Consider the following 15,308-nt stretch of genomic DNA (forward strand, 5'->3'; position numbering starts at 1 on the left):
GACGGGCTGCCGAGTTTGGGTAAAGCCCGGTAACGTCCGGGCTTATTCTGTGGACTATGGCAGCGCATCAGGGTTCTATTTTTCTTGCATAACCTTCGCCTGCGTTACCCGATCCACCAAATAGACTAGCCCGTGGTAATCGATTCCGCCGTGTTGCGTCAGGCCAATCTCACACGTACGGCTGGTAGAAATCCCCTCGCTACACTGCTGAACCGCATCCTTGAGCGTGCGCAGCGAATGAGCATTCAACTCAGGCGTGGTAAAGCCCTTGTCGCCGGCAAACCCACAGCAATGAATGCCTTCGGGGATGACCACCGTTTTGCTGCACTTGCGCGCCAGATCGATCAACGCCTGACTTTCCCCAAGGTGCTGGGTGCTACAGGTGACGTGCACTGCGATCGGCGCTTCCTGCGGCGTGAAATCCAGACGATCCATCAGATGTGTACGAATGAAACGCACCGGGTCGTAAAGGTCCAGGCGAACATCACCCAGGTCCTGGGCCAGGCGCAAGGTGCAGGGGCTGGTGTCGCAGTAGATCGGGTCGAGCCCGCCGCGGCTGGCGTGCAGCAAAGAGCCGATCAGTTCCTGGCGTTTGTGTTCGGCCTGTTCGGCGTAGCCCTTGGAGGCGAACGGTTGCCCGCAGCAGAGGTTGTCCAGGTTGTCCGGGAAGACCACTTGGTAACCGGCCTTTTCCAGCAGTCCACGGGTTTTGTCGTACAGCGACATCTGCTCTTTATCACCCGCCGCCGGGCCCATTACCCGCGACACGCAGGCCGCGAGGTACACCACTCGAGGGCGTTCGTCCGACACGGTCGGGCTGAAGCGAATGGCTTTTTCCGGTTGCGGCATGGCGTTGGTCCACTGCGGGACCTGACCTTTGGATAGGCGCGTCAGTGTTGCCGAAAGCTTTGCCAATCGTGGCGCCCCCAACAGCATTCGCGCACCGTTGGCCACGTGCAGGGTGAAACGTGCACCTTGCAGCGCGGTGGCGAAATTGCCTTCCAGCCAATTGGCGGTTTTTGTATGAGTTGCCTTCCGGCTGCGGAGCTTTTTCACCAGCTCGCCGGTGTTGATTCCTACAGGGCAACGCTGCGCACAGAGTCCCGTGGCGGCGCAGGTATCGATGCCTTGGTATTCGTAAGCGGCTTCGAGTTCGGTAGTGTCCACGCCAGCGCGTTTCTTCGCCTGAATGTCACGCCAGATCACGATGCGCTGGCGCGGGCTCAGGGTAAGGCCTTTTGACGGGCAGACCGGTTCGCAGAAGCCGCACTCGATGCACTTATCCACAATCTCATCGGCGGCCGGCAACGGCTTCAGGTGCTTGAGGTGGATCTGCGGATCCTCGCTGAGCACCACGTCCGGGTTGAGAATGCCATTGGGGTCGAGCAGACGTTTAAGCTGCCACATCAACTGGTAGGCATCGCTGCCCCACTCCAGTTCGACAAAGGGCGCCATGTTGCGACCGGTGCCATGTTCAGCCTTCAGCGAACCGCCGAACTCCACCGCCACCAACTGCGCCACGTCGTCCATGAACGCCTGATAGCGTGCGACTTCTTCCGGGTTGTTGAAGCCTTGGGTGAAGACGAAGTGCAGATTGCCTTCCAGTGCGTGTCCGAAAAGGATCGCTTCGTCGTAGTGATGTTTGTCGAACAGCTCGATCAAGCGGTTTACGCCGATGGCCAGTTGTTCAACCGGGAAGGTCACGTCTTCGATGATCACCGTGGTGCCGGTTTTGCGCACGGCGCCGACGGCAGGGAAGGTGTCTTTGCGGATCGCCCAGAGCCGGGCGTTTTCCACCGGGTCTTCGGTGAAGTCGACTTGTTTTTCCACCGGGAAAGAAGTCAACGACGCCATGATGTGCGCCAGTTGTTCCTGCAGCAATGTGGACGATGCGGCGCGGGATTCGATCAGCAGCGCGCAGGCATTGTTCGACAGCTGTTGTACGAAAGCGGGCATGCCGGGTTTGTCCTGCACTGAACGCAGGCTGCGGCGGTCCAGCAGTTCGACGGCCGACACCGGTTGGCTTTTCAGCACGGTTACGGCGTTGCAGCAGGTCTCAACGTCCGGAAACACGATCAGTGCCGAGGCCTTGTTCGGATGGTCGATCACCGTGTCGTAAGTCACCGCGCTGATGAAACCGAGGGTGCCTTCGGAGCCCACCAGCAAGTGGCTCAAGATATCCACAGGCTCGTCGAAATCCACCAGCGCATTGAGTGACAGCCCAGTGGTATTTTTCAGACGGTATTTGTGACGAATTCTCGCCGCCAGCTCGGCATTGGCGCGGGTTTCGCGGCCCAACGTTGCCAGGCGTTCAAGCAGCGAAGCATGGCTCTCACGAAACGCAGCAACACTGGCCGTATCTTCGGTATCGAGACGGCTGCCGTCGGCCAGCACCAGACGAATGCCAGCCAACGTGTGATAGGTGTTTTGCGCCGTGCCGCAGCACATGCCGCTGGCATTGTTGGCGACGATGCCGCCGATTTTACAGGCATTGATCGACGCCGGGTCCGGGCCGATCTTGCGCCCAAACGGTGCCAGCCACGCGTTGGCCTGCGCGCCGATCACGCCCGGTTGCAGACGGATTTGCGTACCTTGCCCGCGGATCTCGCGACCGTTCCAGTTATCCCCGAGGACGATCAACACCGAATCGCTGATGGCCTGCCCGGACAGGCTGGTGCCGGCGGCGCGGAAGGTCACCGGGACCTGATCCCGTTGCGCCAGTTTCAGCAGCGCGACGACTTCATCTTCGGACTCGACACGAATCACCAGTTTCGGAATCAGTCGGTAGAAACTGGCGTCGGTGCCGAAAGCCAACGTCGACAGCGGGTCGTCGAAACGTCGCTCCTGGGGAATCAGTTGCTGCGCATCTCGCAGGAAAGCCGCGGGTAGATTCATTGGTCCTCCAGGATCATGACCACGAGGTCTTTCGGACCGTGAGCGCCGTAAGCCAGGACCTGCTCGATGTCAGCGGTTTTTGAAGGACCGGACACCAGCAACGCATTGGTCGGCATGCCTTGGGCCCACTCGAATTCCTGTTGCACTTGATAGAAGTTGTCGCGGATTTCACTGGCCTTGAGCAGGGCGAAATGCACCGGCGGCACCAGGCTCATCAAGCGCGGTTCTTCCCGCGTTGGCCAGAGAATCAGACTACCTGTGGCGGCGATCGCGCCGAGGGTGCCGGTCAGGCTGGCCGGCGTGTCGTTGAACAATTCGGTTTTCCACTCTTCAACCGGACGGTCGTAGGATTTGAGCGTTGGCAAATCAGGGTTTTTCGCCCAGTGCTGAGTGACACGTTGACCGTGCGGTGTAGTCGGTGCGATCAACAAACTCGGCAGCTGACGATCCCGCAACAACTGAGCGAGCAACGAAGGCCAACCTCCGCCGGACGTCAGATGGATTTCGGTGTGCACCGCTTCCATCAGCTTGCGCAGCTGTGGGATGCGTTGCTCGGCGGTGTACGTGTAGGGCGCTGTCACCAGCTCGACGTCGAACTCGTCAGGCACCGGCGTGGTGCCCGTCAGACTTTTACGCAATTTGGCGAGGATATTTTGCTTGGCGCTCATCAGCGATCTCCCTGTTTGGCCAGATGCTCGCGGGCCATGTCATGCAGTGAGCGGGCAGCGGGTTTCGGTGCGCTGTGGTTTTGCGTCCAGGGGCCGACGTTGCTCGGCGCCAGCGTGCGCAAGCGAGTGGCGAAGAAGCCGAACAGTCGATAAAGCGTGGGTGAACTGTTGAGCTTCGCCCAGGCATTCCAGATAAACCGTTCTTTGCGCGAGTACTTGCTGCCTTGGCCGCGCATCACTTGATGAGGGCTGTCCGGGGCTTTGACGTTCTCTTCCCGTAGGCGACGCAGCAGTGCCGGAATCGGAATTTTTACCGGACAGACTTCACCGCAGGCGCCACACAGCGACGAGGCGCTCGGGTGGTCCGGGACTTTCGCCAGGCCGACCATGTGCGGGGTAATGATTTTTCCGATAGGCCCAGGGTAAACCTCCCCATAGGCGTGGCCGCCGATTCGGGTGTAGACCGGGCAATGATTCATACAGGCGCCGCAGCGGATGCAGTTTAGGGTCTGGCGTAATTCGCTGTCGGCGAAGGCCTGGCTGCGACCGTTGTCGAGCAATACCAGGTGCACTTCCTGAGGGCCGTCGAGTTCATGCTCCTTGCGCGGGCCGGAGATCATGTTGACGTAGGTGGTGATCGGCTGGCCGAGGGCTGAACGGGTCAGCAACGACAGCAGCGGCACAACGTCCCGCAGGTTTTCCACGACTTTTTCGATGCCGGTGACGGCGATGTGCACCGGCGGTACGGTGGTGGTCATGCGCCCGTTGCCTTCGTTTTCCACCAACAGCAAGGTGCCGGTTTCGGCCACGGCGAAGTTGACGCCGGAGACGCCGATGTCCGCTTCGAAGAATTTCTGCCGCAAGACCTTGCGACCGATCTGAATGAGTTGGTCAACGTCCTTGGTGTATTCCACGCCAAGTTTGTCGTGGAACAAGGACGCGACCTGACCGGCATTCTTGTGGATCGCCGGCATAATAATGTGTGAAGGCTTCTCGTGGTCGAGCTGGACGATGTACTCGCCCATGTCCGATTCCAGGCATTCAATGCCCTGTTCAGCGAGGAAGTGATTCATTTCCATCTCTTCGCTGACCATCGATTTGCCCTTGATCACTTGCCGCCCCTCGTGAGCGCGGATGATCGAGAGGACGATGCCATTGGCTTCGTCCACCGTTTCCGCCCAGTGCACTCTCACACCGTTGCGGGTCAGGTTCTGTTCAAGCTGCTCGAGCAGGTCGGGCAACTTGGATAAAGCACGGGCGCGGACAGCATTGCCCAGCACTCGCAAATGTTCTCTTTCGTGGGCATCGCTGAAGGACGCTGCCCGTTTTGTCATCAGTGAATCCATCGCAGTGCGAAAGTTATTTCGCAGCTGCTTGTCACCCAACGCCTTGTGAGCCCGGGTGCGAAAATCTTCTTCCACGGCAACCGTAGGAATAATCGCGGAAGCGTTCATAGAACACCTCCGGTTCGCTGCCAAAGGAAACTGGCCAGATGTTGGCCGCGCAATGCTTCCTTTTGTTTCTCCAGCGAGCCATTGATGTTCATCAGGCAACCGCAGTCGGCACTCAGTACCTTGTGCGCGCCGGATTCCTTCAACGAGCGGGTCTTGTCAGCCACCATCGCGCCGGAAATGTCTGGCATACGGACGCTGAAAGTCCCACCGAAGCCACAGCATTCACTTTCATGGCTGTGGTCGACTCGCTCCACGTTACGCAGCTGCGCCAACAACTCGCGGCCATGCAAGTGGGTGTTCATCTCACGGCGTGCCGAGCACGACGTGTGCAACGCCACTTTGACTGGCTCGCCACTGTCCTTGAGCTGCACCTTGCAGACAAACAACAGAAACTCGGCCAGTTCATAAGTCCGGGCAGCCAGCGCCTGAACCTGTTTCAGCGTGTCCGGCTCGTCCTTGAACAAGTCGGCGTAGTGTTCGCGCAACATCCCGGCACACGATCCCGATGGCACCACCACCGGATAGTCCCCGGCAAACAGCGCCAGTTGCGAGCGAGCAACGGTCCTCGCCTGCTCGGTGTAACCCGAGGTGTAGGCCGGTTGCCCGCAGCAGCTTTGCCCCTGTGGATACTCGACTCGAATGCCTTCGCGTTCCAGCAAGTGAATCGCGTCCATCCCGGCTTCAGGGTAGAACAAATCCACCACGCAAGTTCCGAACAGGTAGACCCGTGACGGTTTCTCGCTGGGGTATTGCCGAGGCTCGGGCAGTGGCGGGGCGACGCGGGTCGCATTCGGAACAGCGTTGTAAAAAAGCTCGCTCATCAGGTGTGTCTCCGGGTGGTCCCGGTTATCCGTCTGTTGAGGCTGCTGAATATAGAGAGGCAAGCTTTCAGCAGCCTTACAGACCGGGTTGTGGATAGCTGACGCCGGAATCGTGGTCCGGCGTCGGTTTTTGCTTTTTATCGTGTAGTACTTAGTGCACCAGCATGCCGGTGAGCCAATAGGCCTGGATGTAGGTAATCAGGCCGACGATCGTTGCGAAGAATAGGCTGTGCTTGAGGGTGAAGCGGAACAGATCCGATTCCTTGCCTACCAGGCCGGTCGCGGCGCAGGCGACGGCGATCGATTGTGGCGAGATCATCTTGCCGGTCACGCCACCGCTGGTGTTCGCCGCAACCAGCAACACATCACTCACACCGATCTGGTGCGCAGTGGTCGCTTGCAGCGAACTGAACAGTGCGTTGGACGAGGTATCGGAACCGGTCAGGAACACACCCAGCCATCCCAGGAATGGCGAGAAGAACGGGAAGGCTGCACCGGTGCCGGCCAGTACCAGAGCCATGGTGGAAGACATGCCCGAGTAGTTGGTGACGAAAGCGAATGCCAGCACCATGCCGATGGACAAAATCGGCCAGCGCAGCTCGTAGAAGGTCTCTTTCAAAGTGGTAAGACCAGTTTTTACATTGATCTTCAGTACCAGCATCGAGATCAGCGCAGAGAAGAAAATCGCCGTGCCGGTCGCGGAAATCGGGTCGAGCTTGAACACCGCCGGAATAGCGGTCGGGGCGGTCACGATCGGTGCAACCTTGATCACCAATTGATCGAGGTGCGGGATGGCGATGTTAAACACCCAGCTGTACATCGAGCCGCCAGCGGCGAACATTGCCTTGAACGGTTTCAAGGTCCAGATGGTGACCAGCACGGTGAGGATCAGGAACGGCGACCAGGCTTTGAGAATTTCACCGAAGCTGTACGGCGAAGCCACGGTGCTGCGCGGCTGGCCGAAACCGCCGGCGCTGGCGCTCACCACGGAAGCCGAGACGGCACCGACGATGTGTTGGCCTGCGGCGCGCTTTGGCTGCCAGACTTTCAGGAACAGCGTCAGGGAAATCAGGCTTGCCAGCGCCGAGGTGATGTCCGGCAGTTCCGGGCCGATGAAGTTCGACGTGAAGTATTGGGTGATGGCAAAGCTCAAACCGGCTACCAGTGCTGCCGGCCAGGTTTCCCGCACGCCGCGCAGACCATCCATCATGAACACCAGCCAGAACGGCACGAACAGCGACAGCAGCGGCAGTTGGCGGCCAGTCATGGCGCCGATCTTGAACGCGTCGATACCGGTCACTTGCCCTGCGACGATGATCGGAATCCCCAAGGCACCGAAGGCAACCGGCGCGGTGTTGGCGATCAGGCACAGGCCAGCGGCGTACAGCGGGTTAAAGCCCAGCCCTACAAGCAGGGCGGCAGTAATCGCTACCGGCGCACCGAAACCGGCTGCACCTTCCAGGAAGGCACCGAAGCAGAAGCCGATCAGCAGCACTTGCAGGCGCTGGTCGTCGGTGATCGACAGCACCGAGCTGCGGATCACTTCGAACTGACCACTCTTAACCGTCAGTTTGTAGAGGAACACTGCTGCCACGATGATCCAGGCAATCGGCCACAGACCGTAGGCGAAACCATAGCCAGCGGCGGCGAAGGCCATGTCGACCGGCATCTGGAAGGCGAAGATCGCCACGGCAATGGACAAGGCCAGCGTGATGCTGCCGGCCACGTGTCCTTTGAGTCGGAACACGGCCAATGCCAGGAAGAAAAACACGATGGGGATAACGGCCGCGAGCGCGGAAACGCCGAGACTGCCGAGCGGAGAGTAGAGCTGTTGCCAGGTTTGCATATGGGGTGGCCCCTAATTGTTGTTGGTCAGGCACTGGTCAGCGTTCTTGGATAATTGGTAATACCAATTTACAATCGCTGTTGGCTAGGGTAAAAGCCTTGTAGGCGGCGTGTCAATTTGCCGCCCTAAAACTTTTGTCGAATACGCGGTGCAGAAGTCATCTGGTCCGCTCGACCAAATGCCGTCTGGCAGGTGCTGACACAGCCCTGATAGGCCAGAATAGAGACCCCGGCGAGCCGTCGGGATCGTGGAGAAATGAGTTATGGGGTTTGATCAGATTCGTCAGCGCCGTTTGTCTGACGATATTGTCGAGCAGCTCGAGGGGATGATTCTCGAGGGTACGCTGAAGGCGGGTGAGCGCTTGCCGGCTGAACGTGCGTTGGCCGAGCAGTTCGGCGTGTCACGCCCTTCGTTGCGCGAAGCGATTCAGAAACTGGCGGCCAAGGGTTTGCTGGTCAGTCGCCAGGGCGGTGGCAATTATGTGGTGGAGTCGCTGGGGTCAACCTTCAGCGATCCGCTGCTGCATCTGCTGGAAAGCAACCCTGAAGCGCAACGCGATCTGCTGGAGTTTCGTCACACCCTGGAAGCCTCCTGCGCCTATTACGCAGCCATGCGTGCTACGGACGTTGATCGCGAGCGGTTGACCGCGGCCTTCAATGAATTGCAGGACTGCTATACGCGTCACGACGAGGTAAGTCGGGCGGAAGAGGGGGCGGCGGATGCGAAATTCCACCTGGCAATTGCTGAAGCCAGTCACAACGCGGTGTTGCTGCACACCATTCGCGGGTTGTTCGATCTGCTCAAGCGTAACGTGGTGACCAACATCGGCGGGATGTACAAGCAGCGCACCGAGACCCGCGACATGCTTATCACGCAGCATCGTGAGTTGTACCTGGCGATTATTGAAGGAAGGGCCGAGCAGGCGCGGGAAGTCTCCAGCCGACATATCTTGTATGTGCAGGAAGTGCTGGAAGAAGTGCGTCAGGAAGTACAGCGCATGGCTCGGGCGGAGCGGCGCAAAGGAATGTGATTATTTAAAACAAAAGATCGCAGCCTGCGACAGCTCCTACATGGATACGCGATCTATGTAGGAGCTGCCGCAGGCTGCGATCTTTTCGCTAGCGCCACAACACTCAGGCCGAAAGATTAATCTTCCTTGCCCTTGTTGCGCACCGCACGCTGCAACTCGCGACCGGCGTCGCGTTCGCGTTCGGTATCACGCTTGTCGTATTCCTTCTTGCCCTTGCCCAGAGCGATCTCGCACTTGACCATGTGCTTGCTCCAGTACCATGACAGGCACACGCAGGCGTAACCTTTTTGCTGTACGGCAGTGGCCAGCTTTTCCAGCTCGCGCCGGTTGAGCAGCAATTTTCGGGTGCGGGTCGGATCAGCGATGACGTGGGTGCTGGCGGTCATCAGCGGCGTAATGTGGCTGCCGAGCAGCCAGGCTTCGCCATCCTTGAGCAGCACGTAACTGTCAACCAGTTGCAGCTTGCTTGCCCGCAGACTTTTTACTTCCCAGCCGGCCAGGACCAGACCAGCCTCGAACTTGTGCTCGATGAAGTAATCGTGTCGCGCCTTTTTGTTTTGCGCGATGGTCCCTGTTGGGTGTTTCTTCTGTTTAGCCATAGGGGCGGCATTATAGGGAGTTGCACGCGAGTCGGCTACGGTATCGCTACGTGCTTGAGCAGGTTGATTGAATCCCGGACAATGCGGCCTCTTTTTTGAACGCTTGGGCGTGATAACGATGTCGACAGACAAGGTTTCTGTCCACGGCAGTTGGGCTAGCCGCTGGGTCTTCATACTCGCCGCGACCGGTTCGGCCGTGGGCCTGGGTAGTATCTGGAAATTCCCGTACATGGTCGGCGTCTACGGCGGCGGCGCCTTCGTGCTGATGTTCCTGGCCTGTATCGCGCTGATCGGTGTGCCGGTCATGCTGGCCGAAACCCTGATCGGCCGCCGTGCACGGCAGAGCCCGGCAAACGCCCTGAAGGTATTGGCGCTGGAAGCCGGGCATTCGGGTAAATGGTCCTGGGGCGCATTCGCCGGGATGATCACGGCGTTGCTGATCTTGTCTTTCTATAGTGTGGTCGGCGGCTGGTCGCTGGATTACATCATCGACATGGGCCGTGGCGACTTCCAGGGCGTGACGGCTGATCAGGTCGGCGCGTACTTTGGCAACGTTATCTCCGACCCATGGCGCCTGACACTTTGGCACACAATATTTATGCTGCTGTCGGCGGTGGTGATTGCCAAAGGGGTGGTCGCCGGCCTGGAGCGCAGCCTGCGGATCATGATGCCGCTGCTGTTCGTGATGGTGATTGTTCTGCTGGGCTACAGCATGACCACCGGCCATTTCATGGAGGGCGTGCATTTTATGTTCGACTTCCACCCGGAAAAAGTACTCGACGGCTTGCTGCCCGCCATGGGGCACGCGTTTTTTTCCCTGAGCGTGGGCGTCGGTTCGATCATGATCTACGGCGCCTACATGCCAAAGAACTCATCGATTTCCGGCACCATCGTCGGCGTGGCACTGCTCGATACCTTCGTTTCCCTGGTAGCTGGCCTGGCGTTGTTTCCGATCGTGTTTGCCGCGGGCCTGAACCCGAGCGAAGGCCCTGGCCTGATGTTCGTCAGCTTGCCCTTTGCCTTTGGTAACGTAGCGTTTGGCCAGTTGATGGGCGTAGTGTTCTTCGTGCTCGTAGCGATTGCAGCCTGGAGTTCCGCAATTTCCCTGCTCGAACCGATGGTGGCTTACCTGGTTGAACGCACGAAAGTCAGCCGCACCTGGGTGACCTTTTGGCTGGCATTTATCTGCTGGTTTGTCGGTCTGGGCACGGTGTTTTCCTTCAATATCTGGAAGGAAGCCAAGTTTTTCGTGAACGAAGGCGGGATGTTTCACCTCTATCAATGGGGTGCGGCCGGTGGCCTGGACTTCTTTGGTGTGATCGATTTCTTCACCTCGCGGATCATGTTGCCACTCGGTGGTTTGTGTTTCGTGGTGTTTGCAGGCTGGGTGATGGGGCGTGAAGCGGTACGCGACGAGTTGTCGATCCGCAACCCCGTATTGTTCGCCCTGTCCTTGTTCTTGATGCGCTATGTGGCGCCCATCGGCATTCTCGTAGTGTTTGCCGCCCAGCTGTGGAAGTGACGCTGACATGACGACACACATTCAACGTTCGGCCCTGCTGCCGTATCCGGCACAAGCGCTGTATGACCTGGTCAACGACGTGGCGCGTTACCCGGAATTTCTGCCGTGGTGCTCGACGGCCGAAGTGCTGGAGAGCTCACCCGAGCATATGCGCGCTAGCGTCGGCGTGGCCAAGGGCGGTCTCAGCCAGCATTTCGTAACGCGCAACACGCTGGTACCTGGGCATTCGATCGAGATGAACCTCGAAGAAGGCCCGTTCAATCAATTGCATGGCGTCTGGGTGTTCAAGCCGTTGGGCGAGAAAGCCTGCAAGATCAGCCTGGACCTGTCGTTCGATTACGCCGGGCCGATTATCCGCGCGACCCTGGGGCCGTTGTTCAATCAGGCGGCGAATACGCTGGTGGATGCCTTCTGCCAGCGCGCCAAGCAGATGCATGGTTGAGGTCGTGATCGACGTTGAGGTGGTGTATGCCGCCATTGATCGTCAGGTGCTCCTGTCGGTGTTGGTGCCGGCAGGAACAACCGTGCGGGCGGCTTTGCTGATGTCAGGTGTCGGCGAGGCGTTTTCCGAGCTGGATCTGGCCAGTTGTCCGGTGGGGATCTTCGGTAAAGTGATCGCTGATCCGGACAAGCATCCTGTCCAGGCTGGAGATCGCATCGAGATATACCGGCCATTGCTGGCTGATCCGAAAGAAGTTCGTCGGTTGCGCGCAGCCAAGGCTGCTGAGGCCAAAGCCCGGAATCAGTGATTCGCTCAAACGCTGGACAATAAAAAACCCGGACATGCCGGGTTTTTTATTGCGTCGCAAATTATTGCGGCGAGGTTTCCAGAGGTTCTGGAGTCGGGACTGGAACGGTTTCTACACCGTCGACATCCTTCTGGATCTGGTCCAGCAAAGAACCTGGCTTGACCGGTTTTTCTGGTTTCGGCTTCTCGGCGTTTTCTGCTGGCGCAGCAACTGTAGTGCCGCTGTCCTTGCCGAGAATGGCTTCGTCGCGGCTCACGCCTGGCATGAAATCACCAGAGAGGCTGACAAGTTGGTCATTTGGGTTGAAGATAACGCTAATGCGTTCCTGTTGGCGTTCACCGCCACCCGGTTGCAGGCTGTACAGATAATCCCAGCGATCGGCATGGAACGTGTCGGTCAGCAGAGGGTTGCCCATGATAAACCGTACTTGCTTGCGGGTCATTCCCGGGCGTAACTGGTCTATCATGTCCTGCGTGACGACATTGCCCTGCTGGATGTCGATTTTGTAAACCCCGGGGAATGAACAACCGGCGAGTGCGAGCAGTCCCACAAAGGTGAAACTGGTTAGCAAGAGCTTGGTGTTTTGCATCGGTGGGCGACTTCCACTATCTTGGCTGGGACAACGTAAACGCCGATCATACCCGCATTAAGAGAAGCTGCGAAGCAGCATCGCGAGAAAGCTGACCATGGTTGAAAATAGCGAACTACGCAAAGCCGGCCTCAAAGTGACCCTTCCACGGGTCAAAATTCTGCAAATGCTCGATTCCGCCGAGCAACGCCACATGAGTGCCGAGGACGTCTACAAGGCGCTGATGGAGGCTGGTGAGGACGTCGGTCTGGCCACGGTTTACCGTGTCCTGACCCAGTTCGAGGCAGCTGGCCTTGTGGTGCGGCACAACTTCGACGGGGGCCATGCGGTCTTCGAGCTGGACGACGGCAAGCATCACGACCATATGGTCAACGTCGAGACCAGTGAAGTGATCGAATTCTTCGACGAAGAAATCGAGCGACTGCAGAAGGCAATCGTCGACAAGTATGGCTTCGAGATGGTTGATCACAACCTTGTACTGTACGTACGCAAGAAAAAGTAAGGATGTCGCGCGAACTTAAGGTTCGCGAAACGAGCGAAGGCGACCCCAGGGTCGCCTTCGTGCTTTCTGCCGGTCTTAAATTTTCGCGGTGACGACCATTTTCCTGGCATGAGCCAGGGATTCCTTTGTAAGGTCGATGCCGCCCAGCATTCGCGCCACTTCTTCGACACGATCGTTCTTGCTCAGCTTGGAGACGGCTGTGTGAGTGGCATCTTCGCCGCGCACTTTATGTACGAATAGATGTTGATGTCCCTGCGCTGCTACTTGCGGCAAGTGAGTTACCGTCAATACCTGCCCGCGCTCCCCAAGTCGACGCAGCAATTGGCCCACGATTTCGGCGGTCGGACCTCCGATGCCCACGTCCACTTCGTCGAACACCAGGGTCGGTACGCGGGAGGTCTGCGCGGTGATCACTTGAATCGCCAGGCTGATCCGTGACAATTCGCCGCCGGATGCCACTTTTGCCAGGGCTTTCAGCGGTTGCCCTGGGTTGGCGCTAACGAGCAGTTCTACCTGCTCAAGTCCATTCGGCAGGAGTTCATCGCTACTGTTGGGGCGCAGCTCGATAGTGAAGCGCCCACCAGGCATGCCCAGTCGCTGGATTTCCTGCTCCACGGCGCTGGCCAGGCTGTTCGAGGCCTGATGGCGAAAATCGCTGAGCTCGCGAGCCTTCTCCTGATAATGACGGGCATAGGAGGCCAGTTCATCGCTCAGTCGCTCGATGGATTCGTCGTTGGCATTCAGGGTTTCGATTTCATCCAGCAAGCGCTGCTGCATCTCGGCCACTTCGGTCGGCTGGATGCGGTGTTTGCGCGCCATGGTATAGATCGCATCAAGGCGTTCCTCCAGGTACTGAAGACGCGCTGGATCGGCATCGAAGTTATCAAGGAAGCGGTTCAGTTCTCCCACGGCTTCTTCGACCTGGATCTGTGCACTGGTCAGCAGGCTGCTGGCTTCACCCAGGGCCCCAATCGAATTGTTGACGCTCGAAAGGCGATTGAGGCTGGCGGTGAGGGCGTTCAGCACATTTCCGGAATCACTTTCGCTGCATTGCTCGACCACTTGCCGACAAATGCCCAGCAGGGTTTCGGCGTTGGTCAGGTTCTTGTGTTCCTGTTCCAGCTGCTCCAGCTCGTTTTCGCCGAGGCCGAGGTTTTCCAGCTCTTCGAGTTGATAACTGAGCAATTGATGGCGAGCGCGCTGCTCGTCGCCGGAATTGGAAAGGCGTTCCAGCTCCTGGCGGGTCTGGCGCCAGCGTTGGGCGGCCAGGTGTACCTGACGGGCAAGGTCCGTTGCACCAGCGTACTCGTCGAGCAGGCGGCGGTGCGTGTCGGTCTTGAGTAGGGATTGATGTTCATGCTGGCTGTGGATATCGATCAGCAATTCACCCAGGGCTTTGAGGTCGCCGAGGGGGCAGGGCGTGCCGTTGATGTAGCCACGCGAGCGTCCTTCGGCGGTGATCACCCGGCGCAGGATGCACGGGCCGTCGCTCTCCAGGTCACGCTCGGCCAGCCAAGCACTGGCTTCCGGGATATCGACCAGATCGAAGGTGGCCAGGATATCGGCCTTGTCGGCACCGGGACGGACCACGCCGCTGTCGGCGCGATCGCCCAGGGTCAGGCCGAGGGCGTCGAGCATGATCGACTTGCCGGCGCCGGTTTCCCCGGTGATCACGCTCATCCCGCGATCGAGTTCGAGATCGAGATGTTCAACGATGGCGTAGTTATGTACGGACAGGTGCACCAGCATAAAGGCCGCTCCCAGGCTTTAGGTCTGGTTATTTATACAGTGTTTTGTTTCTGGCTGACAATGCCCTCCCTTAGCTCGATTTGCTTGATCCGACGAAATCCTTAGTGCACCCGGGAATGACAATGCAGCTGTTTTTTGTAGGGTTAATAAATAAGCGCCCCTTGAAGCTGAATTTTGCGGCCCCATATAGCTGGGCAGAAGCGCGAGTTGAGCTCGCGGACGATATTGAAAGGAGAAATCTATGGCTGACGAACAGACAGTGGATACGCAAAATCTAGACGCCGATCAGGCTGCCCAGGATTCGGGTGATGAACTGGCGGCTCGTGTTCAAGTGCTCGAAGAGCAATTGGCTGGCGCTCATGATCAGGCTTTGCGTGTAGCAGCTGATCTGCAGAACGTCCGCCGTCGCGCCGAGCAGGATGTCGAAAAGGCTCACAAATTCGCACTGGAGAAATTCGCCGGTGACTTGTTGCCGATCATCGACAGCCTGGAGCGTGGTCTGGAGTTGTCCAGCCCGGACGACGAAAGCATTCGTCCAATGCGCGAAGGCATCGAGCTGACCCTGAAAATGTTCCAGGACACCCTGAAGCGTTATCAGCTGGAAGCGATCGATCCGCATGGCGAACCGTTCAACGCCGTTCAGCATCAGGCAATGGCCATGCAGGAAAGCGCCGACGTCGAGCCGAACAGCGTGCTCAAGGTGTTCCAGAAGGGCTATCAGCTCAACGGTCGCCTGCTGCGCCCGGCCATGGTCGTGGTCAGCAAGGCACCGGCACCGGTTTCGCCTTCGATTGACGAGCAGGCTTGAAATTAGCCGCAAGGCCCCCATTTAGAAGTCAAGCGTTTAAGTGCTACCGCAGTTAGCCACCACTGCTGCGGCAACC

14 protein-coding genes are annotated in these 15,308 nt (G+C 58.5%); 6 read left to right on the forward strand and 8 right to left on the reverse strand.

Annotated elements, in window-relative coordinates; translation table 11 throughout:
• Nucleotides 1–75: 75 nt before the first annotated feature.
• The 5 genes from ACMXYI_RS10675 to ACMXYI_RS10695 all read right to left on the reverse strand — a co-directional run bounded on the left by ACMXYI_RS10675 (nucleotide 76) and on the right by ACMXYI_RS10695 (nucleotide 7,684).
• Nucleotides 76–2,895 (reverse strand): FAD-binding and (Fe-S)-binding domain-containing protein, encoded by a 2,820-nt coding sequence (locus ACMXYI_RS10675; protein WP_415773190.1) that lies wholly within the window; start codon nucleotides 2,893–2,895, stop codon nucleotides 76–78.
• Nucleotides 2,892–3,563 (reverse strand): LutC/YkgG family protein, encoded by a 672-nt coding sequence (locus tag ACMXYI_RS10680; protein ID WP_415773191.1) that lies wholly within the window; start codon nucleotides 3,561–3,563, stop codon nucleotides 2,892–2,894. The genes ACMXYI_RS10675 and ACMXYI_RS10680 overlap by 4 nt, the downstream gene beginning before the upstream one ends.
• Complete coding sequence (locus ACMXYI_RS10685; protein ID WP_415773192.1) at nucleotides 3,563–5,017, reverse strand: LutB/LldF family L-lactate oxidation iron-sulfur protein; 1,455 nt, start codon at nucleotides 5,015–5,017, stop codon at nucleotides 3,563–3,565. The genes ACMXYI_RS10680 and ACMXYI_RS10685 overlap by 1 nt, the downstream gene beginning before the upstream one ends.
• The gene (locus ACMXYI_RS10690) at nucleotides 5,014–5,838 is read right to left on the reverse strand and encodes a (Fe-S)-binding protein (RefSeq protein WP_111450476.1); all 825 of its coding nucleotides are present in this window, start codon (nucleotides 5,836–5,838) and stop codon (nucleotides 5,014–5,016) included. The genes ACMXYI_RS10685 and ACMXYI_RS10690 overlap by 4 nt, the downstream gene beginning before the upstream one ends.
• Nucleotides 5,839–5,989: 151 nt before the next feature.
• Nucleotides 5,990–7,684 carry a lactate permease LctP family transporter gene (locus tag ACMXYI_RS10695; protein ID WP_415773193.1) on the reverse strand — a complete coding sequence of 565 codons (1,695 nt, stop codon included), beginning with the start codon at nucleotides 7,682–7,684 and terminating at the stop codon, nucleotides 5,990–5,992.
• A gap of 262 nt (nucleotides 7,685–7,946) precedes the next feature.
• Here ACMXYI_RS10695 and ACMXYI_RS10700 point away from each other — a divergent pair, with 262 nt between their 5' ends.
• Nucleotides 7,947–8,714, forward strand: a complete 768-nt coding sequence (locus ACMXYI_RS10700; RefSeq protein ID WP_008149047.1) for a GntR family transcriptional regulator — start codon at nucleotides 7,947–7,949, stop codon at nucleotides 8,712–8,714.
• Between the two features lie 116 nt (nucleotides 8,715–8,830).
• Here ACMXYI_RS10700 and smpB read toward each other — a convergent pair whose 3' ends face one another.
• Complete coding sequence (gene smpB, locus ACMXYI_RS10705) at nucleotides 8,831–9,313, reverse strand: SsrA-binding protein SmpB (RefSeq protein WP_008149046.1); 483 nt, start codon at nucleotides 9,311–9,313, stop codon at nucleotides 8,831–8,833.
• A 118-nt stretch (nucleotides 9,314–9,431) separates the two neighbouring features.
• On the opposite strand from smpB, the gene ACMXYI_RS10710 reads away from it, so the two are divergent.
• The 3 genes from ACMXYI_RS10710 to ACMXYI_RS10720 are packed head-to-tail and all read left to right on the forward strand — an operon-like array spanning nucleotide 9,432 to nucleotide 11,584.
• Nucleotides 9,432–10,835 carry a sodium-dependent transporter gene (locus tag ACMXYI_RS10710; RefSeq protein WP_415773194.1) on the forward strand — a complete coding sequence of 468 codons (1,404 nt, stop codon included), beginning with the start codon at nucleotides 9,432–9,434 and terminating at the stop codon, nucleotides 10,833–10,835.
• A 7-nt stretch (nucleotides 10,836–10,842) separates the two neighbouring features.
• Nucleotides 10,843–11,277 (forward strand): type II toxin-antitoxin system RatA family toxin, encoded by a 435-nt coding sequence (locus ACMXYI_RS10715; RefSeq protein ID WP_415773195.1) that lies wholly within the window; start codon nucleotides 10,843–10,845, stop codon nucleotides 11,275–11,277.
• Complete coding sequence (locus ACMXYI_RS10720) at nucleotides 11,270–11,584, forward strand: RnfH family protein (RefSeq protein WP_415773196.1); 315 nt, start codon at nucleotides 11,270–11,272, stop codon at nucleotides 11,582–11,584. The genes ACMXYI_RS10715 and ACMXYI_RS10720 overlap by 8 nt, the downstream gene beginning before the upstream one ends.
• Before the next feature lie 61 nt (nucleotides 11,585–11,645).
• Here ACMXYI_RS10720 and ACMXYI_RS10725 read toward each other — a convergent pair whose 3' ends face one another.
• Nucleotides 11,646–12,173, reverse strand: coding sequence for an outer membrane protein assembly factor BamE (locus ACMXYI_RS10725; RefSeq protein ID WP_008149042.1), 528 nt, complete (start codon nucleotides 12,171–12,173; stop codon nucleotides 11,646–11,648).
• 97 nt (nucleotides 12,174–12,270) lie between these two features.
• Between ACMXYI_RS10725 and fur the strand changes: the two genes are divergently transcribed.
• Complete coding sequence (fur, locus tag ACMXYI_RS10730; protein ID WP_003197684.1) at nucleotides 12,271–12,675, forward strand: ferric iron uptake transcriptional regulator; 405 nt, start codon at nucleotides 12,271–12,273, stop codon at nucleotides 12,673–12,675.
• 75 nt (nucleotides 12,676–12,750) lie between these two features.
• Here the strand turns inward: fur and recN are convergent, their stop codons facing one another.
• A complete protein-coding gene (gene recN / locus ACMXYI_RS10735) occupies nucleotides 12,751–14,424 on the reverse strand; it encodes a DNA repair protein RecN (protein ID WP_415773197.1) in 1,674 nt (557 codons plus the stop codon).
• Nucleotides 14,425–14,665: 241 nt separating this feature from the next.
• Here recN and grpE point away from each other — a divergent pair, with 241 nt between their 5' ends.
• Nucleotides 14,666–15,232, forward strand: a complete 567-nt coding sequence (gene grpE / locus ACMXYI_RS10740) for a nucleotide exchange factor GrpE (RefSeq protein WP_033058135.1) — start codon at nucleotides 14,666–14,668, stop codon at nucleotides 15,230–15,232.
• Nucleotides 15,233–15,308 lie beyond the last annotated feature (76 nt).

The sequence above is a fragment of the Pseudomonas lyxosi genome (genome assembly GCF_047758685.1).
Taxonomy (GTDB): domain Bacteria; phylum Pseudomonadota; class Gammaproteobacteria; order Pseudomonadales; family Pseudomonadaceae; genus Aquipseudomonas; species Aquipseudomonas lyxosi.